At 40.2% G+C, this 22,827-nt stretch carries 22 protein-coding genes, 1 other RNA gene and 1 riboswitch; of the genes, 19 read left to right on the top strand and 4 right to left on the bottom strand.

Going from position 1 to position 22,827, the window contains the following annotated elements; genetic code table 11:
- Positions 1–8 precede the first annotated feature (8 nt).
- Positions 9–2,480, bottom strand: a complete 2,472-nt coding sequence (locus HCJ55_RS00590) for a penicillin-binding protein 1A (protein ID WP_185502042.1) — start codon at positions 2,478–2,480, stop codon at positions 9–11.
- Between the two features lie 31 nt (positions 2,481–2,511).
- A complete protein-coding gene (recU, locus tag HCJ55_RS00585) occupies positions 2,512–3,117 on the bottom strand; it encodes a Holliday junction resolvase RecU (protein WP_185392061.1) in 606 nt (201 codons plus the stop codon).
- A 246-nt stretch (positions 3,118–3,363) separates the two neighbouring features.
- On the opposite strand from recU, the gene HCJ55_RS00580 reads away from it, so the two are divergent.
- From HCJ55_RS00580 to HCJ55_RS00530, 11 genes are all read left to right on the top strand, one after another.
- Positions 3,364–3,729, top strand: a complete 366-nt coding sequence (locus HCJ55_RS00580; protein WP_185505984.1) for a YppE family protein — start codon at positions 3,364–3,366, stop codon at positions 3,727–3,729.
- Entirely contained in the window at positions 3,726–4,271 is a 546-nt protein-coding gene (locus HCJ55_RS00575; protein WP_008948224.1) for an SLOG family protein, read from the top strand. The genes HCJ55_RS00580 and HCJ55_RS00575 overlap by 4 nt, the downstream gene beginning before the upstream one ends.
- Before the next feature lie 131 nt (positions 4,272–4,402).
- The gene (gene gpsB / locus HCJ55_RS00570; protein ID WP_185502044.1) at positions 4,403–4,744 is read left to right on the top strand and encodes a cell division regulator GpsB; all 342 of its coding nucleotides are present in this window, start codon (positions 4,403–4,405) and stop codon (positions 4,742–4,744) included.
- A gap of 36 nt (positions 4,745–4,780) precedes the next feature.
- Positions 4,781–5,162, top strand: an RNA gene (rnpB, locus tag HCJ55_RS00565) — RNase P RNA component class B.
- A 161-nt stretch (positions 5,163–5,323) separates the two neighbouring features.
- The gene (locus HCJ55_RS00560; protein WP_003732062.1) at positions 5,324–6,472 is read left to right on the top strand and encodes a THUMP domain-containing class I SAM-dependent RNA methyltransferase; all 1,149 of its coding nucleotides are present in this window, start codon (positions 5,324–5,326) and stop codon (positions 6,470–6,472) included.
- 19 nt (positions 6,473–6,491) lie between these two features.
- A complete protein-coding gene (locus HCJ55_RS00555) occupies positions 6,492–8,000 on the top strand; it encodes a carboxypeptidase M32 (RefSeq protein ID WP_120012762.1) in 1,509 nt (502 codons plus the stop codon).
- Between the two features lie 45 nt (positions 8,001–8,045).
- Positions 8,046–8,146: riboswitch (purine riboswitch) on the top strand.
- Positions 8,147–8,227: 81 nt separating this feature from the next.
- Positions 8,228–8,806, top strand: a complete 579-nt coding sequence (locus tag HCJ55_RS00550; RefSeq protein ID WP_185505982.1) for a xanthine phosphoribosyltransferase — start codon at positions 8,228–8,230, stop codon at positions 8,804–8,806.
- A gap of 6 nt (positions 8,807–8,812) precedes the next feature.
- Positions 8,813–10,120, top strand: a complete 1,308-nt coding sequence (locus HCJ55_RS00545; protein WP_185503947.1) for a nucleobase:cation symporter-2 family protein — start codon at positions 8,813–8,815, stop codon at positions 10,118–10,120.
- Positions 10,121–10,312: 192 nt separating this feature from the next.
- Complete coding sequence (gene chiA / locus HCJ55_RS00540) at positions 10,313–11,371, top strand: chitinase ChiA (protein ID WP_120012766.1); 1,059 nt, start codon at positions 10,313–10,315, stop codon at positions 11,369–11,371.
- 122 nt (positions 11,372–11,493) lie between these two features.
- On the top strand, positions 11,494–11,763 hold the full coding sequence (gene rpsN, locus HCJ55_RS00535) for a 30S ribosomal protein S14 (protein WP_120012768.1): 270 nt from the start codon (positions 11,494–11,496) through the stop codon (positions 11,761–11,763).
- A 77-nt stretch (positions 11,764–11,840) separates the two neighbouring features.
- Positions 11,841–12,713 (top strand): 5'-3' exonuclease, encoded by an 873-nt coding sequence (locus tag HCJ55_RS00530; RefSeq protein ID WP_185505981.1) that lies wholly within the window; start codon positions 11,841–11,843, stop codon positions 12,711–12,713.
- Between the two features lie 17 nt (positions 12,714–12,730).
- Here the strand turns inward: HCJ55_RS00530 and HCJ55_RS00525 are convergent, their stop codons facing one another.
- Both HCJ55_RS00525 and cspD read right to left on the bottom strand, forming a co-directional pair.
- A complete protein-coding gene (locus tag HCJ55_RS00525; RefSeq protein WP_185503943.1) occupies positions 12,731–13,132 on the bottom strand; it encodes a ribonuclease HI family protein in 402 nt (133 codons plus the stop codon).
- Positions 13,133–13,255: 123 nt separating this feature from the next.
- Positions 13,256–13,456 carry a cold-shock protein CspD gene (cspD, locus tag HCJ55_RS00520; protein WP_003728273.1) on the bottom strand — a complete coding sequence of 67 codons (201 nt, stop codon included), beginning with the start codon at positions 13,454–13,456 and terminating at the stop codon, positions 13,256–13,258.
- A gap of 355 nt (positions 13,457–13,811) precedes the next feature.
- Here cspD and mntR point away from each other — a divergent pair, with 355 nt between their 5' ends.
- From mntR to HCJ55_RS00480, 8 genes are all read left to right on the top strand, one after another.
- Positions 13,812–14,240 (top strand): transcriptional regulator MntR, encoded by a 429-nt coding sequence (gene mntR / locus HCJ55_RS00515; protein WP_008948216.1) that lies wholly within the window; start codon positions 13,812–13,814, stop codon positions 14,238–14,240.
- 157 nt (positions 14,241–14,397) lie between these two features.
- Positions 14,398–16,080: a formate--tetrahydrofolate ligase gene (locus HCJ55_RS00510; protein ID WP_185516627.1), complete on the top strand. Its 1,683-nt coding sequence runs from the start codon at positions 14,398–14,400 to the stop codon at positions 16,078–16,080.
- A gap of 119 nt (positions 16,081–16,199) precedes the next feature.
- Positions 16,200–18,092: an ABC-F family ATP-binding cassette domain-containing protein gene (locus tag HCJ55_RS00505; RefSeq protein ID WP_185516626.1), complete on the top strand. Its 1,893-nt coding sequence runs from the start codon at positions 16,200–16,202 to the stop codon at positions 18,090–18,092.
- Between the two features lie 12 nt (positions 18,093–18,104).
- The gene (locus HCJ55_RS00500) at positions 18,105–19,049 is read left to right on the top strand and encodes a thymidylate synthase (protein WP_008948213.1); all 945 of its coding nucleotides are present in this window, start codon (positions 18,105–18,107) and stop codon (positions 19,047–19,049) included.
- 15 nt (positions 19,050–19,064) lie between these two features.
- The gene (locus HCJ55_RS00495) at positions 19,065–19,547 is read left to right on the top strand and encodes a dihydrofolate reductase (RefSeq protein ID WP_185502048.1); all 483 of its coding nucleotides are present in this window, start codon (positions 19,065–19,067) and stop codon (positions 19,545–19,547) included.
- 52 nt (positions 19,548–19,599) lie between these two features.
- A complete protein-coding gene (locus HCJ55_RS00490) occupies positions 19,600–20,475 on the top strand; it encodes a putative RNA methyltransferase (RefSeq protein ID WP_185502049.1) in 876 nt (291 codons plus the stop codon).
- Positions 20,476–20,543: 68 nt separating this feature from the next.
- Positions 20,544–22,055: a phosphohexomutase domain-containing protein gene (locus tag HCJ55_RS00485; RefSeq protein WP_185516625.1), complete on the top strand. Its 1,512-nt coding sequence runs from the start codon at positions 20,544–20,546 to the stop codon at positions 22,053–22,055.
- Positions 22,056–22,192: 137 nt separating this feature from the next.
- Complete coding sequence (locus HCJ55_RS00480; RefSeq protein ID WP_185502051.1) at positions 22,193–22,816, top strand: DedA family protein; 624 nt, start codon at positions 22,193–22,195, stop codon at positions 22,814–22,816.
- The last annotated feature ends 11 nt before the right edge of the window (positions 22,817–22,827 follow it).

Here is a 22,827-nt window from a genome sequence, read left to right as displayed (position 1 = left end):
CTTTTTTATTAACTATCTGGAATTTTAACGGTGGTAGAGGAGGCTGGGCTTTTCTTACCATCTTTGACGGCGACGACATTAATGGAAACTGTGTCACCCGGATTGCCGCCACTTACCGAAACGGAGGTAGAAGATACAGTAGTTGTGGAGCCATTGACAGTTACTTCATAGGTTGCGCCATCTACTGCAGACCAAGAAACATTTATTTGCTTAGAGCTGGCATTATAGCTTGCTCTTAAGCCGGCAGGGGCAGTAAGATTTTTGGCTTCTTCAGCCTTTTTCTCTTCCTCTGCTTTTTTCTTAGCCTCTTCTTCTTTTTTCTTCTCTTCCTCAGTTTTCTTCTTCGCTTCTTCTTCCGCTTTTTTCTTAGCTTCTTCTTCTTTTTTCTTCTCATCTTCTGGAGTAGAAGCTGTTTTTGTTGGTGCAGTTCCTGATAAGAACAATTCGTAGCTTACTTTATCGCTTGCTGTACCTTCTGCGGCACGGGCGATTGGGTTACTACCTTTCAGAATAGGAACGGAAACAACATTACTTGGCATTTTGAAGTCTGACGTGGTTTTGCCAGAAGAGGCATGTGCCATCAACTTACTAAACATGCGCTGAGCAATTTTTTGTTCACTCGCAGAAACATATTTTTGCTTATCATCATAGCCGGTCCATACGGCGATAGAATAATTGGTTGTATATCCGGCAAACCATGAGTCACGAGCAGCACCACTAGGGTAGTAGTACTTCGAAGTGAATTCAGGTGGGATATTCGTTGTACCTGTTTTACCAGCAGCAGGAACGCCTGGTACGGCTGCTGAGGTACCTGTTCCGATAGTAAGAACGTCTTTAAGAACATCAGAGACCATATAAGCAGTGGATTCTTTCATCGCAACGGTGCTTTTCGGTTCTGTATCAATTTCGGTTTGTCCATCAGATAAAACAATTTTAGTAACCGTATGTGGTGTGTTGTAAATTCCTTTGTTACCGAATGCGGCATAAGCACCAGCCATTTGCATTGGGTTGGAACTATTTGCACCGATTGCATTGGATTCTACGTTTTGACCTTTATCATACGTGATGCCAAGTTTATTAACAAATTGCTCAGATTTATCTAAGCCAACAGCTTGAAGTGTTTTTAGAGCTGGAATATTACGCGATTGATAAAGGGCTTGTCTTACGGAAATTGGTCCTTTATAACCGAAGTCCCAGTTATTAATAGGAGTGCCACCAGTATAAGTATACGGTTCATCTTCTAAAATATGGGCAGTTGACCAGTCTAAATATTCAAAAGCAGGGCCATAATCGGCGATAGGTTTCATTGTTGAACCAACCGAACGTTTTACTTGTGTGGCGTAGTTGTAACCACGCGTAACTTTCTGATTACGTCCGCCTCCGATTGCTTGAACGCGGCCAGTTTTTGTATCTTGCAACACAATACCAGCTTGCATTTCATCATCGGTGAAGTTCACAATTTCGTTTGTATTAAGCATTTTTTCCGTGTACTCTTGGGCATCACGGTCAAGTGCTGTGTAAATAGTTAAACCATCACGATACACATCATATTCTTTTGGAATTTCGCTTAAAACTTGTGTTACATAAGAATCGTATTTGTAAATTTTATCTGCACGATCTTTTTTCGAGCGAAGTCCAGTAGTAATTGGTGTTTTTTGAGCTTCCGTCATTTGTTCTTTGGTGATTTTGTCGTGTGTATACATGTTTGTTAATACTTGATCACGACGTTTTTTGGCTGCTTCTGGATGGTCGTAAGGGTTGTAGTTGTTTGGACTTTGTGGCATACCAGCAAGTAGCGCTGTTTCAGCTAACGTAAGATCTTTCACATTTTTACCGAAATAATGTTCGGCAGCTGTTTGCATACCATGGACACGGTCAGACATATAGACTTTATTAACATAAATTTCTAAGATGTCATTTTTGCTATATTTTTCTTCTAATTGAAGTGCTAACCATGCTTCTTGTGCTTTTCTAGCTAGTGTTTTGTTTGTGTAGTCTAAGTAGGACATTTTGATGATTTGTTGGGAAAGGGTACTTGCTCCTTCTGCCCCAAAGCCATCTGTCACGTTAGCTACAACTGCCCCACCAAGTCGGATAGGGTCAATACCATCATGTTCGTAAAAACGCGCATCTTCCGTTGTTAGAATTGCATTTTTTAGTGTTTCCGGTATATCTTTGTATTCAATATATTCCCGCCGTTCGGTTCCAACTTCTGCGAAAACTTTTCCATCCTTATCAAGTAACTTGGATGATAGTGGATCTCGTAGCTTGGAGTCGGTCAGTTTAGGTGCATCTTTTGCATAGCCGTAAAAAACAGTTGCACCAGCCGCAATACCAAAGAAAGCGAAAAATAATCCTGCAAAGAAAATAGTTTTGAAAATATTCGCCGCTACACGTTTTCCGCGTTTTTGCGGTTTCTTTTTAGAATTGCCACTTGGTTTTTTGCGATACTGAGATCTTGTCTGCGGTTTATCTGCCATTAAAAATCTCTCTCCTTTAAAAAAGGTTTGACTAGAAGTATAATTTATCTATTGATTGCAAGAAGTCAAGCCTTGGATTTAGACCATAAGGAATTTGGTCTGATACATCTTGTATTTCTGCTATAGTGACTGATTTTCTACCACCACTCTGCATGCGTTCCCAAAACGGGTAAAATTTCTCAAAGGGAATGAAATGAGTTTCTCCGAGTTTTTGGAAAGCAATAATGACAAAAACGATACCATCTTGTTTTAAGACGTTGATCATGTGTGTCATTTGGTGATCGTGAAAATTACTCAACGGAAAAGAAGTTGTATTTTGAGTTTCTTTTGCTTCAAAATCAACATATTTTCCTTTATAGACACCATTATAATCTGTTGTGGATGGTGTTTTGAAGTAGGCTTCCTTAATTTTGGCACTACTTCTTTTTGGATAGTCCACGCTGACAATTTGGACAGGGGTAGGTTTTTTGTGGATGACTGCAATTTCGTGGGTTAAATAATACGCAATTGTATCATTCAAGTCATCTTCCAAGGACATACCTCGCTTACCATAAGTTACAGGAGCTTTCCGTTTTTTTTGAGGAAGACCCTCAGGACTCGCTGCATACTTTTTGCCGTTAGGATAACCAATAGCCATTTTTTTCACCTCTATCAGAAAAATTCTATTCTGAAATTTAGACTATCATCTATTATAACAAATAAAAATGAAAATGATAGTACGAATTAAATGCAGAATAGCTCTTTTCGGCAAGAAACTACCTCATAAATAGAACGTACCTTCGTCTATTTTACCATATTTTAACTAATAATCTAATTTTAGGCAAGATTTTCTGTCCTATGCTATGCTTGAAGTAATTGAAAATGTGAAGAAAAGAGTGATAGAATGGAACTTTTAAACCGCACGGAAAAATTACTTCTTCAGAACGAAAAAAACTGGGAACTATATCTTAGTAATCGTGAAGAAGCAAAGCCGTTTGATTTTTATAAAGATATGAAACCATTCGTGGATGAAGCAAAGGATAGCGCGGATGCGTTTTTAGAATTAGCGATTCCATGGGTAAACAAAGAGCGTCCTCCTTATTTAGGAGAACTGCAATTAAGGCAAGCTTGTGATAATGTTCAAATGACGGCAGTAAGTGCATTTAATGGAAAGTCTTTTTACAAACATTTCCTTGATCACTACCAGTCTACCAAGTATACACTAACAAGAGTGAGAGATTTCTTAAAAAGAAAAGAGGAATTGATGTGAAATCCATCGCAGTGACGGGATACAAAAATTTTGAACTAGGGATTTTTAAAAAGGATGCGGATGAAGCGGTTTTTATTAAGGAAGCAATGAAGCGTCATTTAGTCCCACTTGTGGAGGATGGCTTAGAATGGGTGATTATTTCTGGACAGTTAGGGATTGAACTTTGGGCAGGGGAAGTGGTGGCCGATTTAAAAGCAGAATATCCGATTAAGCTAGCTATTCTCGAACCATTTGAAAAACAAAGTGCTAATTGGAACGAAGCAAACCAGTTATGGGCAACCGAAGTACGAGAAAAAGCCGACTATCATGCGTTTATTACGAAGCGTCCTTATGAAAGTCCGGCGCAATTTGCGGCAAGAGATGGTTTTATTATCGACAATACGGACGGGGCATTACTTGTGTATGATTTAGAAAAAGAAGGCTCACCGAAATTTTTTTATGACCGTGCTGTTCAAGCGAAAGAACAAGCTAGTTATTTTTTAGAATGCATTGATTTTTATGCACTTCAAGAGGTTGTAGAGGATATGAATCAAACCTTTTAATATAGAAGCAAATAGTTATTTTCATAAAAAATACTCGAATAGATTGACAAATGGTGTGAGATTTGAAAAAATAAGGGTAAGTATCTTATTAGAACAAAAATACGTAAGAATAGAGATAGAGGTGGAGTTATATGACTTCGGAACAATTTGAGTATCACTTAACAGGTAAAGAAATTTTGGAAAAAGAATTTAAAACTGGGCTTCGTGGCTATAGTCCAGAAGATGTTGATGAGTTTTTAGACATGGTAATTAAAGACTACAGTACTTTCACGCAAGAAATCGAGGCTCTTCAAGCTGAAAATATTCGACTTGTACAAGAACTTGATAGCGCGCCACTAAGAACATCAACACAACCTGCACCAACTTTCCAAGCAGCGGCACAACCTGCTGGAACGACCAACTTTGACATTCTAAAACGTCTTTCTAATTTAGAAAAACATGTTTTTGGAAATAAGCTGGACGATAACGAATAGGTGTGCTAGTATAAGTAAGTTAAGAATTTATGAATAACGTTCGGATAATCGCTGTTTTCTTTTGAAAGCAGAGGAAAGTCCATGCTCGCACGGTGCTGTGATGCCCGTAGTGATCGTGCCTGGTCAAACAATAAGCCAGGGCATTCCGGATTTCCGGTTTGACGGCAGGTGAATGACCTAAGTCTTCGGATATGGTCTTATAACCTTGAAGGTGCCACAGTGACGAAGTTCCGGCAGAAATGCTCGGAAGTGGAACGAGGTAAACCCCACGAGCGAGAAACTCAAACTTATGGTAGGGGCACTTTTCCCGAGGAATCAAGAACAAGGGACGAGGTGCGAATTAATTTTCGCGCAGATAGATGGTTATCTCTTTACTATTACCCTGTATGTAGTAAAGAACAGAACATGGCTTACAGAGCGTTATTTTCAGGATTAATTTAACATTGAAGGCTGTTTTAGAAGGCCGGAGCGCAAGTTTTAAGGTGGGTGTTCGACCTGGTTGAATGCCTATTTAAAACAAAACTCCTCCTCTTAAAACAGCTTTTTTTCATTAGAAATTTAATTAAAGGATGGGACACAATGAAAACATTTCAGTTGGTGGCGACGGCTGCTTCTGGTTTAGAAGCGATTGTTGGGAAAGAAGTAGCACGTTTAGGCTATGACCCAAAAGTAGAAAACGGTAAGGTATATTTTGAAGGAGATTTATCCGCAATTGCTAGAGCGAATCTTTGGCTACGTGTTGCGGATCGTGTGAAGATTGTTGTCGGCGTTTTTAAAGCAACAACATTTGATGAACTGTTTGAAAAGACGAAAGCTTTACCTTGGGAAGATTACCTGCCGCTAGATGCACAGTTTCCTGTGGCCGGAAAATCAGTTAAGTCAACGCTTTATAGTGTGCCTGACTGCCAAGCGATTGTGAAAAAAGCGATCGTTAATCGTGTCAGTGAAAAATATCGTCGTTCTGGTCGTTTGATGGAAACAGGCGCGTTATTTAAGCTAGAAGTTTCTATTTTAAAAGATGAAGTGACGCTAACGATTGATACGAGTGGTGCGGGATTACATAAACGTGGTTATCGTTTAGCGCAAGGTAGCGCGCCAATCAAAGAAACAATGGCGGCGGCACTTGTGTTACTTACTAGCTGGCACCCGGATAGACCATTTTATGATCCTGTATGTGGTTCGGGGACGATTCCTATTGAGGCAGCTCTTATTGGGCAAAATATCGCGCCGGGATTCAACCGTGAATTCGTATCGGAAACATGGGACTGGATGCCGAAGCAAATTTGGGCAGATGCGAGACAAGAAGCCGAAGATTTAGCTAACTATGATCAACCGCTAAATATTATCGGTGGCGACATTGATGCGCGCTTAATCGAAATCGCGAAACAAAATGCGGTTGAAGCGGGTCTTGGGGACTTAATTACCTTTAGACAACTGCAAGTAGCTGATTTCCAAACAGAAGATGAGTACGGGGTTGTTGTTGCAAATCCACCGTACGGGGAACGTTTGGAAGACGAGGAAGCAGTGCGCCAACTATACCGCGAAATGGGTATTGTTTACAAACGGATGCCAACATGGTCTGTTTATGTGCTGACTTCGTATGAATTGTTTGAAGAAGTTTATGGCAAAAAAGCGACGAAAAAACGGAAATTATATAATGGTTACTTGCGCACAGATTTATATCAATACTGGGGTCCAAGAAAACCACGTCCTAAAAAAGAAGATTGATTGAATGGAGGAGTTAAGTTTGGTAGGAACATTAGAAGAGGAATTTTTAGCGTATATTAAAAAGATGGAAGCACTGGAAGAAGCACTCGCTTTAGTTTACTGGGATCTTCGTACAGGCGCACCATCAAAAGGAATGGAAGGCCGCTCAGACGTCATTGGCGTTCTTTCCGAAGAGATTTTCAATATGCAAACATCTGAAGAAATGGCTGCTTTTATTGCCGGACTTAACCAAGATAAAGAAAATCTATCCGAAATCACTCGTAAAACTTTAGAAGAATCTCAAAAAACATATGATTTAAATAAAAAAATCCCAAGCAAAGAATACGCGGAATATACGAAACTGGTTGCACAAGCCGAAACAGCTTGGACAACTGCCCGTGAACAAAATGATTTTGCGGCATTCGAGCCATTCCTAACAAGAATTCTAGAAATGAAGCGCAAATTTGTGGAGTATTGGGGCTATGAAGAAAATAAATATGACACATTACTTGATCAATATGAGCCAGGCGTGACGGTTTCTGTACTTGATTCTGTCTTTGAAAAAGTACGTGATGGCATTATGGCGATTCGCGAAAAAATCGCGAACGAAGGCGTAAAGCCAGATGCATCGATTTTAAACACAAAAATTTCCGAAGCAAAACAAAAAGAATTTAGCATTCGCATTTTGAATAAAATGGGCTTTGATTTTGAAGCGGGTCGTTTAGATGAAACCGTTCATCCATTTGCGACTGGCTTAAATACTGGCGATGTTCGGATTACGACACGTTATAATGAAAATGATTTTAAAATGGCTGTTTTTGGTACGATTCACGAAGGTGGTCACGCGATTTATGAACAAAACTTTGATGCGTCTCTTGTAGGAACACCACTTGCAAACGGGGCTTCAATGGGAATTCACGAATCTCAATCCTTATTTTATGAAATCATTATTGGTTCTAGTTTGGCGTTTTGGAAAAGTAATTATGCTGATTTTCAGGCGATAACTAAACCGGCTTTTGATAATGTGAAGTTGGAAGATTTTTATCGTGCGGTGAATATTTCCGAAAGTTCGCTGATTCGAATTGAAGCTGATACATTAACTTACCCACTGCATATTATGATTCGTTATGAACTAGAAAAAGCGCTTATTAATGGCGAGCTTGAAGTAAAAGATTTGCCAAAAGCGTGGGGCGATAAATACGAAGAGTACTTAGGCATTCGTCCGGATAATGATACAAATGGTGTACTCCAAGATATCCACTGGGCTGGTGGCGATTTCGGTTATTTCCCATCATATGCACTTGGTTTAATGTACGCGGCGCAGTTCTATCATCAAATGCAAAAAGAAATTCCGAATATCGATGCGATTATCGCAAGTGATGATTATACGGAGTTAAAAACATGGTTAACTGAACACGTCCATAAATTTGGTAAAACGAAAAAACCACTAGAAATTTTAACAGATACAACAGGAGAAGGCTTAAATCCTACGTATTTACTAGATCTACTAGAAAAAAGATACGCTTATGTGTACCAGTTTAATAAGTAAAAAATTAGCTTGACCGTGCTCCTTTAGAAAGCTATAATAAACAACATAACTTAAAACCGAAATACTTGTATAATAGTTGCGATTGGGCGACGAGTTTCTACCTGGTTACCGTAAATAACCGGACTATGAGTAGTTTGTATAAAGAAGTCACCCCGAAAATTGGTGGCTTCTATACTGCTTCTCTAAATTTAGAGGAGCAGTTTTTTTATTTTGAAAGGAGAATAGCTTTGAAATTACTGGAAGAGTTTATTCAAGAAAAAGGAACGGTTTTACCCGGCAATGTTTTAAAAGTAGATGCATTTTTAAATCATCAAATTGATCCGATTTTAATGCAAGCGATGGGAAATGAATTTGCTAAACGGTTCCAAGATTTAGGGATTACCAAAATCGTAACGATTGAATCATCGGGTATCGCACCGGCTGTGTTTGCGGGACTTGCGCTTTCCGTACCAGTTGTTTTCGCACGGAAGAAAAAATCGGTGACGTTAACGGATAATTTGTATACGAGCACGGTTTATTCGTACACAAAAAAAGAATCGAATGATATTTCCGTATCGAAACAATTTTTAACGGCGGATGACACGATTTTAGTGATTGATGATTTTCTTGCAAATGGTCAAGCGGCTTTAGGTTTACTTGAAATTACTGAGCTTGCCGGAGCGAAAGTCGCAGGTATTGGAATTGTGATTGAAAAATCGTTCCAACAAGGGCGCGAATTATTAAATAAAACAGGGATTCCAGTTTATTCACTAGCACGAATTGCCTCACTTGAAAACGAAGAAATCTTATTTTTAGAGGAGGAATAGGAATAAATGTTAGGTAAAGGGAAAATTGCAGCTTTAGGATTTCAACATGTTTTAGCGATGTATGCTGGAGCAGTTATCGTGCCACTGTTAATTGGTGGGGCACTTGGTTTTAACGGAGAAGAAATGACGTATTTAGTTTCGATTGATATTTTTATGTGTGGGATTGCGACATTGCTGCAATTGACGGTTAACCGCTTCTTTGGGATTGGTTTGCCTGTTGTACTTGGATGTGCAGTTCAAGCCATTGCACCAATTATTTTGATTGGGCAAGACATGGGGATTGGCGCGATTTACGGATCGATTATTGTTTCAGGACTTTTTGTATTATTAATAGCACCATTTTTCTCCAAAGTTGTTCGATTTTTCCCTCCTGTTGTAACTGGTTCGGTTGTGACAGTGATTGGTTTAACACTTATTCCAGTGGCGATTAATAATCTTGCTGGCGGGGCAGGGGCTAAAGATTTCGGTTCGATGTATAATCTTGGTCTTGGCTTTGGGACGTTACTGTTAATTATTTTAGTGTATCGTTTTGGGCAAGGTTTTTCGAAGGCGATTGCTGTCCTAATTGGCCTTGTTGGCGGTTCGCTTTTTGCGGCGCTTTATAAAGGGATTTCGCTCGGACCAGTGAGTGAAGCGAGTTGGTTCCATATGCCGAAACCATTTTATTTTGGCACACCGACGTTCGAGTGGCCGGCGATTATTACGATGATTTTAATTGCGCTTGTCAGTATGGTAGAATCGACTGGAGTATATTTCGCTTTATCTGATATTACTGAACGCAAATTATCGCAAAAAGACTTAACTCGCGGTTACCGGGCGGAAGGGCTTGCGATTATGCTTGGCGGCGTCTTTAATACATTCCCGTATACGGCCTATTCGCAAAACGTTGGACTGGTTCAGCTTTCTGGCATTAAGACACGTAAAGTGATTTATGCGGCAGCTGGTTTTCTTATCATCCTTGGTTTAATTCCTAAAATTGGAGCAGTGACCACGATTATTCCAACGCCAGTTCTTGGTGGTGCGATGGTTGCGATGTTTGGCATGGTTGTCGCGCAAGGCATTAAGATGCTTGGAAAAGTTAATTTTACTTCCCAAGAGAACTTGCTAATTATTGCTTGTGCGGTTGGCGTTGGCTTAGGCGTAACGGTTGTACCAGATTTATTTAATGCTTTCCCAGCGTTTGTTCGTCTATTTACGAGTAACGGGATTGTTGCTGGTAGCGTGACAGCTATTGCGCTGAACATTATCTTCAATATGATTCCACATCGTAAAGATAAAAAAGCGACAAATCCAGAACCTCAACATGCCGAGTAAAAAAATAAAACAGTTTTAATTGGGCTATTTTTTCTCATATACTTATACACATTCCTTTATTTGAAAGCGAAATTGGTCTATATCAATTTCGCTTTTTTGCTGTTTTTCTAGTTTTATTTTCAGTATGTTGGGTATTTTCTAGTAGCTCCAAAAAAGTAAGTTTGGGGTAGATAAAGTAAGGGGGAAAAGTAGATGAATGGAAAACAAGTAATGGTTGGTGGTTTGTCTTTACTTTTAGTTGGCACGGGACTGGGAGCATTTGGTAGTACAGCACAAGCGGCGACGGATGATGCTTCTGTAATGCCAGATATTTCTAACAAACAAGTGCTAGTTGGGTACTGGCATAGTTGGAAATCTTCCGGGAAAGATGGCTATCAACAAGGGACTTCGGCTGATATCGCATTAAAAGATACACCGAAAGCTTATAACGTGGTAGATGTTTCGTTTATGAAAGGGGACGGGGTAAATCGCATTCCGACATTTAAACCTGTGGGAATAAATGATAGCGATTTCAGAGCACAAGTGGGCGCATTAAATAAAGAAGGTCGCGCCGTTCTGTTAGCGCTTGGTGGTGCGGATGGCCACGTCGAACTTAAAGCAGGGGATGAGCAAGCGTTCGCAAATGAAATTATCCGCCAAGTGGAAACATATGGTTTTGACGGATTAGACATTGACTTAGAACAAAGTGCGATTACTGCGGGAGACAATAAAACAGTCATTCCAGCGGCACTAAAAATCGTCAAAGATCATTATAAAGCAGAAGGCAAAAATTTCTTAATCACAATGGCACCAGAATTTCCTTATTTAAAACCCGGCAGTGCTTACGAAAGCTACTTAACTTCGCTTGCTAATTACTATGACTATATTGCCCCACAACTATACAACCAAGGTGGCGATGGTGTTTGGGTTGATGAAACGAACCAATGGATTGCGCAAAATAACGATACACTAAAAGAATCTTTCTTATACTATATGGCCGACTCGTTTATTAATGGGACGCGCGGTTACCTGAAAATCCCAGCTAATAAATTTGTGTTCGGATTACCGGCCAATGTGGATGCAGCGGCAACGGGATACGTAACAGATCCGCAAATCGTCAAAAATGTTTTCACCCGTTTACAAGCAAAAGGGACACCAGTGAAAGGGATCATGACTTGGTCTGTGAACTGGGATGGTGGTACGAATAAAGCGGGAGTACCTTATAATAATGGTTTCTCTAACGCATATGGCCCAATTGTCGGAACTAAATAAGCTAATAGCCGATATCCACATTTAAAGTGGGTATCGGTTTTTTGAAACAGAAGACTTGCGTTCGTTTTAAAATCGGCGTATGATATAAATCGGAATGATTATTATTTAAGGAAGGAGAAACTATGGCTAAAAAATCAAAAGTTGCTAAACATGAACGCCAACAAGCGCTTGTAGAACAATATGCCGAACTACGCCGGACACTAAAAGCAGAAGGTCGTTATGACGAGTTGCGCAAATTACCACGTGATTCCGTGCCGTCGAGGCTACACAATCGCTGCGAGCTAACAGGACGTCCACATGCCTACATGCGTAAATTTGGGATGTCGCGGATTCGTTTTCGTGAACTAGCACATCAAGGACAATTACCCGGCGTGAAAAAAGCAAGCTGGTAAAAAGCTCCTTTTTTCCTGCGAGCCAGATATAATTATGCTACAATAGATGGCAGTAGAAGGAAATTGGAGGATTATATATGACTGAAAATCGAGAAAATTTGCTCGTTGTTGATGGAATGGCACTACTTTTCCGAGCATTTTATGCAACAGCCGTTTCCAAGCAATTTATGTTTAATCAAAACGGGATACCAACGAATGGGGTGCAAGGTTTTATGCGCCATATGTTTGCGGCAATCCGTCAAAGTAACCCAACGCATACGCTGATTTGTTGGGATATGGGATCACAAACATTTCGAAATGAATTATACGATGGCTATAAAGCTGGCAGAACGGCACCACCAGAAGAAATGATTCCGCAATTCGATTTAGCGAAAGAAGTTGCTGCGGGATTTGGCTTTGTTAATTTAGGCGTGCCTGGTTTTGAAGCGGATGATTGTATTGGTACGATTACGGTGCAAGCGAGTAATACAATTGCGACTACCGTTTTAAGTGGCGATAAAGATTTACTTCAACTGATCGCACCAACGAATGACGTCTGGATTATGCAAAAAGGTTATGGCAATTATAAACGATACGATGAAGCAACATTTTTTGAAGAAATGGGCATTACCCCAGGACAGTTTGTTGATGTGAAAGCTTTGATGGGGGACACGTCTGATGGGTATCCTGGTGTACGTGGAATCGGTGAAAAGACAGCGATTAAGCTCATCCAAGAATTCGAGTCCATTGAAGGTGTCTTAAACAATCTCGATAAACTCAAACCAGCCCAACAAACCAAAATTCAAGAAGACTTAGCAATGCTAGAACTAAGTCAAAAACTAGCTAGAATTCATACCGAAGTTCCACTAGAAATTGACTTACCAAGCTTGAAATATGATGGTTTCCACGATGATGCTTTTGCAGTAGTGGAAAAATATGGCTTAAAAACATTAACACGTGATATCGAATAAAAATAGAAGCAATCTGGTCATTTTACGCCAGGTTGCTTCTGTTTTTTTATTGCCTGACGCGCAAGTTGGTCGGCTTGTTTATTTTGGCTGACATTACGCCATTCTGCAAAAAATAATTCTAATGAATCTGCCATTTCTAAAATAGCTTCTAAATGAGGTTTAAATAAAGGGTTTTTCGCATGTCGTTTATGAATTGCTTCAATGGCAACTTTCGAATCGGAGTACAAACGAATGAAAGTTGCTTGTTTTTTCAAGGCTTCTTCTAGCCCGAGTTTAATTGCAATGAATTCTGCTTCGTGGTTGGTCATTATTTCAAGTGGAATCGCGAGTTGTTCATAGATGCCGTCTGCTTTCAGAACAATTCCAGCACCACTTGGGCCTGGGTTTCCAGCACTTGCTCCATCAACGAAAACTTCCATATTATGCGCCTCCTAATATATGAATAGATGTGGCTTTATTATAGAAGGAAAGCTATTTTTTTGCAATAAAAAAACCGGTAAATCGCTACCGGTTTTTACGTCCGTGTCAAATTGGCAACTGGATTAGGCTTTCTCTACATTAGCTGCTTGAGCGCCGCGATTACCTTCTACTACTTCAAATGTTACCGCTTGGCCTTCTTCTAAAGATTTGTAGCCGTCACCTTGGATCGCTGTGAAGTGAACGAAAATATCTTCGCCGCCGTCTGATTCGATAAAACCGTAACCTTTTTCATTGTTAAACCATTTTACTTTCCCATTTTGCATTGAAATAAATCCTCCTAAGTATGGCTAATAATTGCTGAGAATCATTTGTTAAAACGCTTTCATTTCATCTTAAAAAATTTTTCTCGCAAATACTACCTTTTCAGTTCATAGCGTTGCCGCATATGATACTAACACTATAAATCAAAATACCTATAAACGTCAAGCTGATTTTCAATGTTTTTTAAATTTTTGGACTTGTAAGGGCATACTTTTTACTAGAATGTCTTAAAATACTGCTTTTTTCATGGAAACATTCTAGGAGAAATTTCGTTTTTGAAAGGGTAATTACTTTTAGAAAGCTGGATATTATAGTACAATTGGCTATGTGAAAGAATTTAAGTTGGAGGGTATAGCTATGCCAACACCTAGTATGGAAGATTATATTGAAAAAATCTATTCCCTTATTGAGACGAAAGGTTATGCCAGGGTTTCGGATATTGCTGATGAGTTATTTGTCCATCCATCCTCTGTAACAAAAATGGTGCAGAAGCTGGATAAAGACGAGTATTTAATCTACGAAAAGTACCGTGGATTAATTTTGACGCCTAAAGGAACACAAATGGGGAAAAAGCTCCTAGAAAGACACGCATTACTAGAAAGTTTTTTAAGCATTATTGGCGTAGATCCATCCCATATTTATCATGATGTGGAAGGTATTGAACACCATTTGAGTTGGAATTCGATTGACCGAATTGGGGATGTTGTGCAGTTTTTTGAAAATCATCCAGATGCGCTTAAGACGCTGAAGGCAATGGAGTCGACGAAACCAGAAACAAAGGAATAACGGTAATCCAAGGTTGAGATGTTGATTTTTGCGCAATCAGGTTTTACTTTAGAATCAAAATGGTGTTACATCGCTTGGTGTCGCGCTTTTTTGATGCACTGAAGTGGCCAAAATATCTTAATTCTTTGTTACAATATACATATTCGGAGGGGATATCATGTCAAATAAAGTGAAATCAGATATTGAAATTGCATCAAAAGCAGAAATTCTACCAGTTACGACTATTGCCGAACATTTAGGACTAGATGCAGATGCACTCGAACTTTACGGAAAGTATAAAGCAAAGTTATCCTATGATACGATTCACTCGTTAAAAGACAAAGAACCAGGAAAACTTGTCCTTGTAACAGCGATTAACCCAACACCGGCTGGCGAAGGTAAATCGACAGTGACAGTTGGTCTTGGTGACGCACTCTCTAAAAAAGATAAAAAAACCGTTATCGCACTGCGCGAACCATCGCTTGGGCCTACTATGGGGATTAAGGGTGGGGCAACTGGTGGCGGATATGCACAAGTTATTCCAATGGAAGATATTAATTTACATTTTACAGGCGATTTTCATGCGATTACAGCTGCAAATAATGCTTTATCGGCATTTATCGATAACCATATGCAACAAGGAAATGATCTAGATATTGACGGACGCAGAATCGTTTGGAAACGTGTCGTTGATTTAAACGACCGGGCACTTCGTAAAGTAGTCGTTGGTCTTGGTGGCCCGATTCAAGGAGTTCCACGCGAAGATGGTTTTGATATTACCGTTGCTTCTGAGATCATGGCAATCATTTGTTTAGCAAGCGATTTAAAAGATTTAAAGAAACGTTTAAGCGAAATTGTGATTGGCTATAACTATAAAAAAGAACCGATTACGGTTGGCGAAATGGGTTATGAAGGCGCATTAACGTTACTATTAAAAGATGCTTTGAAACCGAATTTAGTGCAAACGTTAGAACATACACCTGCAATTGTGCACGGCGGACCTTTTGCCAATATTGCTCATGGTTGTAATAGTGTTTCTGCGACAAGCACAGCACTTAGACTTGGCGAATATGTTGTGACAGAAGCTGGATTTGGCGCAGATCTTGGCGCGGAGAAATTTTTAGATATTAAAGTTCCTGCGCTTGGAAAAGCACCGGATTGTGTGGTTATTGTTGCAACGATTCGCGCGCTGAAAATGCACGGTGGCGCTTTGAAAACCGAACTAAGCGAAGAAAACGTCGATGCGCTAGCTAATGGTTTTACTAACTTGCAAAAACATACGGAGTCTATCCAAACATTTGGTATTCCGTACGTGGTAGCGATTAATAAATTTATCACTGATTCTGACGCAGAAGTGGCGAAATTAGAAGCGCTTTGCGAAGAACATGGCATTCCGTTCTCCTTAACAGAAGTTTGGGAAAAAGGCGGCGACGGTGGTCTTGAGCTTGCGGATAAAGTAATTGCAGCTGTGGAAAGTGGAGCAGCGGACTACAAACGCATTTATGATGACGCTTGGTCGATTGAAGAAAAATTAGAAGCGATTGTGACGAAGGTTTACGGTGGTATTGGCGTGGAGCTTTCTAGCAAGGCGCAAAAACAAATTGTGGAATTTAAAAAATATGGTTGGGATCGCTATCCAATTTGTATGGCGAAAACACAATATTCGTTATCGGATGATCCGGCATTGCTTGGTCGTCCAACTGATTTCGTGATTCATATTCGCGAATTTATTCCAAAACTTGGTGCTGGATTTGTCGTTGCTTTAACAGGCGACGTGATGACGATGCCGGGCTTACCAAAAAAACCAGCGGCATTAAATATGGATGTCGATGAAAATGGTAACGCGCAAGGTTTATTTTAAAACTAGAAGTTCCAAAAGTGGATTCGTCGCTTTTGGAACTTTTTTCAATTTAAGCAATTGATATGTTCTATGTTTTCAGCTAGAATAGATAAGGACGAACAGGAAATGGATGGGACTAAATGAAACAATTAAAAGTGGAAAATTTAACAAAAACATATGGTGAAAAAAGCCTGTTTGAAAATATCTCGCTAACGATAACAGAGGGCGAACGTATTGGTTTAATCGGTGTAAATGGCACCGGGAAATCGACGTTATTGCAAATTATTTCTGGAAGTGAATCTGGGGATAAAGGTACAGTTACGAAAGCAAAAGATTATACGATTGGTTATTTGGCGCAAGATCCTGAGTTTAATGAAGAAGATACAGTTCTCGCGGCTGTTTTTGACGGGGATACTGCGGCGCTTCGAGCTATGCGTAAGTATGAGGAAGTCTTGCTGGCGATGTCGCTTGACGCGGAAAACACCAAATTACACGATGCTTATACGGCGGCTAGCCAGGAAATGGATGCTAGTGCGGCTTGGGATATGAACACAGAAGCGAAAACAATTTTAGAAAGACTTGGCATTACGGATTTAACAGCAAAAATAAGTGCGCTTTCTGGTGGACAACGAAAACGGGTTGGTTTGGCGCAAGTTTTAATTGAAACGCCTGATTTGCTTATTTTGGACGAGCCTACCAACCATTTGGATTTTCAGTCGATTCGTTGGTTAGAAGAATACTTAAATCGCTTTAAAGGCGCTGTCTTGCTCGTTACCCATGATCGTTATTTCCTTGACCGCGTAACGAACCATATGGTGGAACTAGACCGTGGTGCGGCTTATCGCTATGTTGGGAACTACGAGAAATTCATGGAATCTAAGGCAATTCGGATGGAAAATGAAGTACGCGAATCCGAGAAAAATAAAAACTTGTATCGAAAAGAACTGGCATGGATGCGCCGCGGTCCCCAAGGTCGGGCAACGAAACAAAATGCCAGACAAGACCGTTTCCATGATTTAGAGAAAAAAGTGAAAACAAAAGTGGATGATTCGGAACTGGCGATTGATTTTGTCACTAGCCGTCTCGGAAAAGATGTTTTCGAACTGAAAAACTTAGAAAAACGCTTTGATGAAAAACAAGTATTACAAGATTTTAGTTTGATTATCCAACCGGGAGAACGCCTTGGTATTACAGGTAATAACGGAACTGGTAAATCAACTTTACTGAACATGTTAGCTGGAAAACTAGCACCTGATGCCGGCGAAGTGCTTACTGGTCAAACGGTACAAATCGGTTATTATACGCAACAAAATGAAGAAATGGACCCGGATATGCGGATGATTGCTTATTTGCAAGAAGCAGGCGAGCAAGTAACGACATCCGGCGGCGAAGTAATTAGCGTGAGCGCGATGCTCGAACGATTTTTATTCCCACCTAATTCACACGGGAAGAAAATTGGTAGCTTATCGGGCGGAGAAAAACGCCGCTTATTCTTACTGCGCATTTTGATGGAACGCCCTAATGTATTGCTACTAGATGAGCCGACCAACGACTTAGATACGCAAACATTAACCGTTTTAGAAGATTATTTAGAATCATTCAACGGCACGGTCATTACGGTCAGCCATGATAGATATTTCCTTGATAAAGTTGTGAATAAATTGCTCGTTTTCCGGGCGATTGGGGAAGTAGAAATTTTCTACGGAGAATATAGTGATTATTTGAAAGAACTAGAGGCCAAAGGAAAACCAGCGAAATCAATGAAAAAAATGGCGAATACTTCGGTCGAAAAGTCAGCACCTGAGAAAAAGGAGAAAGTCAAACTAACCTACCAAGAACAACTGGAGTGGGACGGAATTGAAGATGCGATTAGCGAATTAGAACAAACGATTGAATCGCTCAACGAAACATTGGAAAAAACCGGAGCAGACTTTACAAAAGCAGCAGAAATTAGCGGACTTATTACAGCAAAAGAAACTGAGCTGGAACAAATGATGGAACGCTGGGAATTTTTATCACAATATGCGGAATAAGGAGTGCGAACGATGAAACAATATTTGGATTTAGAAAAGTACGTTTTAGAGAATGGAACACAAAAAGGAGATCGCACTGGGACTGGAACAATCAGCACGTTTGGTTATCAAATGCGTTTTGATTTACAAGAGGGCTTTCCGATTATGACAACAAAACGGGTACCATTTAAACTTGTAGTAAGTGAACTGCTATGGTTTTTACATGGAGATACGAATATTCGCTACCTTTTACAGCATAATAATAACATTTGGAATGAATGGGCTTTTGAGCGTTTTGTGAAAAGCGATGATTACAAAGGCGAAGATATGACGGATTTTGGACTGAGAGCAGAAAGTGATCCGGCTTTCAAAGAAGTATATCAAGCGGAAATGGCACAATTTAAAAAGCGTATTTTAGAAGATGAAGCATTTGCGAATAAATACGGTGAACTAGGTAATATTTATGGCAAACAGTGGCGCGAATGGAAAACTTCGCAAGGGGAAACGATTGATCAGTTAGCTGATTTGATTGAAATGATTAAAACGAACCCGAACTCGCGTCGTTTGATTGTGTCTGCTTGGAACCCGGAAGATATTCCGAATATGGCTTTACCTCCATGTCACTCATTATTCCAATTTTATGTGGCGGATGGGAAATTATCGTGCCAACTGTATCAACGCAGTGCGGATATTTTCTTGGGCGTACCGTTTAATATTGCGAGTTATGCACTTCTGACACATCTTATTGCCCGTGAAGTGGGGCTTGATGTTGGCGAGTTTATCCATACAATGGGTGATGCGCATCTTTATAATAATCATATCGAGCAAGTAAAAGAGCAGTTATCGAGAACACCGCATGCACTTCCAAAATTAGTGCTTTCAGATAAACCGGCAACGATTTTTGATTTTGATGTCGCGGATATTTCACTTGATGGCTATAATCCAGATCCAGCGATTAAAGCACCAATTTCAGTATAAGGGAGGTTTTCTTGGATGATAATTTTTGTTTGGGCACAAGACCGCGCGGGCAACATCGGTAAAGATAACAAAATGCCGTGGCACTTACCGGGCGATTTGCAGTTTTTCAAAAAAACGACGACTGGGAAAACGCTTGTTATGGGACGCAAAACCTATGAATCTTTAGGAAAAGCATTGCCGAATCGAAAGACGATCGTATTAACGCGGGATAAAGAATTGCAGTTAGACGATGCGGAAATCCTGCATTCGCGCGATGAGGTTTTGGCGCTTGCTAAGACGGGGGAACCGATTTATATCGCAGGTGGTGCGGAAATTTATCGTTTATTTATGGATGTGGCGGATCAGTTGATTGTCACAAAAATTGATGCGGAATTTGATGCAGATACGGCCTTTCCTGAAGTAGACTGGGAGAATTTTTCGGAAGTTGCGAAAGAACCTCATGAAAAAGATGAAAAAAATAAGTACAATTACACTTTTTATACGTATGAAAGAAATTAGTAGAAACGTTGCCTGATTGCGGGCAACGTTTTTCGAGTGGAGTGAAGATTAATTGTTATCAAAAATGGAGATAAATAAACGGGCGATGGAAGAGAATATTGCGCTTCTTGCTTGCCCGATTTGTGGTGGGGAATTTACATTTCAAGAGCCAAATTCATTTGTATGTCCGGAACGTCACGCTTTTGATATCGCCAAACCCGGTTACTTGAATTTGTTGAAGCAAGCGCATAAAACAAAATACGATCAGGCGTTATTCGAATCACGTAAAAAAGTGATTGCGAGTGGCTTTTTTGGAAAGTTAATGGAGCGGGTTACGGAAATCATTGCTGATGCGAACAAAGAAAGTGTTGTTATCTACGATGCTGGTTGTGGTGAGGGAAGTCATTTGGCGCGAGTAGTATCGGAACTTCAAGCAACTGGCCGTGAAGTGCAAGCAGCGGGACTTGATATTGCCAAAGAAGGCGTCAAACAGGCGGCGCGCGATTATCCGGGGATTGTTTGGACGGTAGCGGATTTAGCCAATTGCCCAAATCAAAGAGAGACAGCAGATGTCATTTTAAATATTTTATCGCCTTCGAATTATGAAGAATTTAAACGGCTGCTAAAAACGAACGGCTTTTTGCTGAAAGTAGTTCCTGAGGCGAATTATTTACGAGAATTGCGCGAATTTATTTATGTGGATGAGAAAAGCAGTTATTCGAATGAATCGGTTACATCACGGTTGGCAGAAAAATTAACGGTGGAACATGTCGAGCGAATCACGTATAAAGCGCCAATTGCTAAAGATTTATTTGCTGATTTTCTAGAAATGACGCCGCTTGGTTGGCATATTGAAGCGGATAAAAAAAGCGAATTACTGGGAAACCCACCAGAGGAATTAACGATCGACCTGCAAATCATTATTGCAAATAGAGCACATCTTTTGTAAAAACCATGTGAATTGTGCGCAATATAAGCTATAATGAAGGGGAAAAATACAGAAGCTGGAGGAATGACATGAATCAATCAGAAACGAAAGCGTTAGAAGCACTGCAAAACGGATCAGACATACGTGGAATAGCGATTGCTACGGAAAAATATCAGATTACGCTAACAGACGAACGTGTAGAAAAGATTGCTTATGGCTTTGCGAAATGGCTAAAAGAGGAGAAAAAAGTGGAAGGTCAGGCAAAAGTGGCAATTGGCCATGATAGCAGACTTTCAGCTGAACGATTAAAGGCGGCGCTCGTAAAAGGTCTTACTTTTGCAGGGCTGGATGTAGTGGATGTTGGGCTTGCAACAACGCCAGCGATGTTTATGGCGACTCAATATGATGACTACAACTGCGATGCCGGCATTATGATTACAGCGAGCCACTTACCTTTTATGTATAATGGGTTGAAATTATTTACTAAATCTGGAGGTGCGGAACACGAGGATATTGATTACATTGTGGCCCACGCAGATAAATCCTTCATTGAAAACGGCGGAAACACCGGTAAAGTGACAAAACAAGATTTACTTTCTACATATGCGGCAGATTTAACAGACAAAATTAGAGCGGGGATCACGGATGCAGCTGATCAGATGAAACCGTTACAAGGCAGCCATATTATTGTAGATGCCGGTAATGGTGCGGGCGGATTCTTTGCTGAAAAAGTATTGGCAGAGCTTGGCGCAGATATTTCAGGTAGTCAATTTTTAGAGCCGGATGGAAATTTCCCGAATCATATTCCGAATCCTGACAACGAGGAAGCGATGGCTAGTTTGAAAAAAGCGGTTCTGGCTAGCGGGGCGGATTTAGGCGTGATTTTTGATACGGATGTGGATCGTGCGGCGATTATGGATAAAAATGGCGAAAGCTTAAACCGCAATCCACTTATTGCTGTTATCTCGAGTATTATTTTAGAAGAAAAACCTGGGACGACGATTGTGACTGACTCGACAACATCGGGTCATTTACAAGCGTTTATTGAAGCAAAAGGTGGCAAGCAGCATCGTTTTAAACGTGGTTATCGTAACGTTATCAATGAAGCGCTGCGACTTAATGCGAGCGGAACAGCGTCTGAAATCGCGATTGAAGTAAGTGGACATGCGGCATTAAAAGAAAACTATTTCTTAGATGATGGTGCCTACTTAATTGCCAAAATTTTAATGACGTATGCGACTTTACGTAAAAATGGCCAAGATTTGCCGGACTTAATTGCCGACTTAAAAGAACCAGCAGAAAGCGAAGAAATTCGTTTAAGCATTACAGCACCAGATTTTAAAGCTTATGGAAAAGAGGTATTGGCAGATTTTCAGGCGTTTGTGGAAGCAGATGCAGATATGGAAATGGAGCCTGTTAACCAAGAAGGCATTCGCGTGAATACGAGCGGTGAGCTTGGCGAAGGATGGTTCTTGCTGCGAATGAGCCTTCATGAACCAGTGATGCCGATGAATTTAGAGAGTGATGAAGCTGGTGGTATCCAAAAAGTGAAGAATCGCTTAGCCGAATTTTTCGCGAATAAAGCAGAGTTGAAAATGTAATTACTGGAGAACTTGGTATCTTTTAGCTGCCAAGTTCTTTTTTTCTATCAAATCAATTGAAAAAATCAAGTGAGTATAGTAGACTTAAAAAGCAAGCACTTACTTTAAAAGGGAAATAAAGTACAGGAGTGTGTTTTTTGGAAACTTGGATTACAAGTATTATGGCTGATTTTGGCTATATTGGTATTTTTTTATTGATTATGGTTGAGAACTTGTTTCCGCCGATTCCCTCTGAGATTATCTTAACTTTTGGTGGATTTATGACGACCGTTTCATCGCTGAATGTGGTGATGGTGATTATTGTAGCAACACTTGGGTCGGTCGTTGGCGCTATTTTACTTTATAAAGTGGCTTCGTATTTTGGTAAGGAACGACTGACGAAAATTGTATTAAAGTACGGCCGGATTTTGCGGTTGAAGGAATCGGATATTGAACGCGCAGAAAGTTTCTTTTTGAAATATGGCAGTTGGGCGGTATTTTTATGTCGGATGATTCCGCTAATACGAAGCTTGATTTCGATTCCAGCTGGGATGACGAAGATGAAAATGTCGCGATTTTTAATCCTAACGACTGCGGGAAGCTTGCTTTGGAACACGGTTTTAATTGGACTTGGCGCTTTGCTCGGTGAGTCATGGAGTGAAATTGTTGTTTTTATGGATAGTTTTTCGACCATTATTTATAGCATCATTGCGATACTTGTTGTTATCGGGCTAGGATTCTTTTTCCGGGCACGTTTCAAAAAAACACTAGATGAAGAATAATGTGTAACCTT

The organism is Listeria marthii (assembly GCF_014227425.1).
GTDB classification, from domain to species: domain Bacteria; phylum Bacillota; class Bacilli; order Lactobacillales; family Listeriaceae; genus Listeria; species Listeria marthii.
This window is presented reverse-complemented; position numbering and strand designations above follow the sequence as displayed.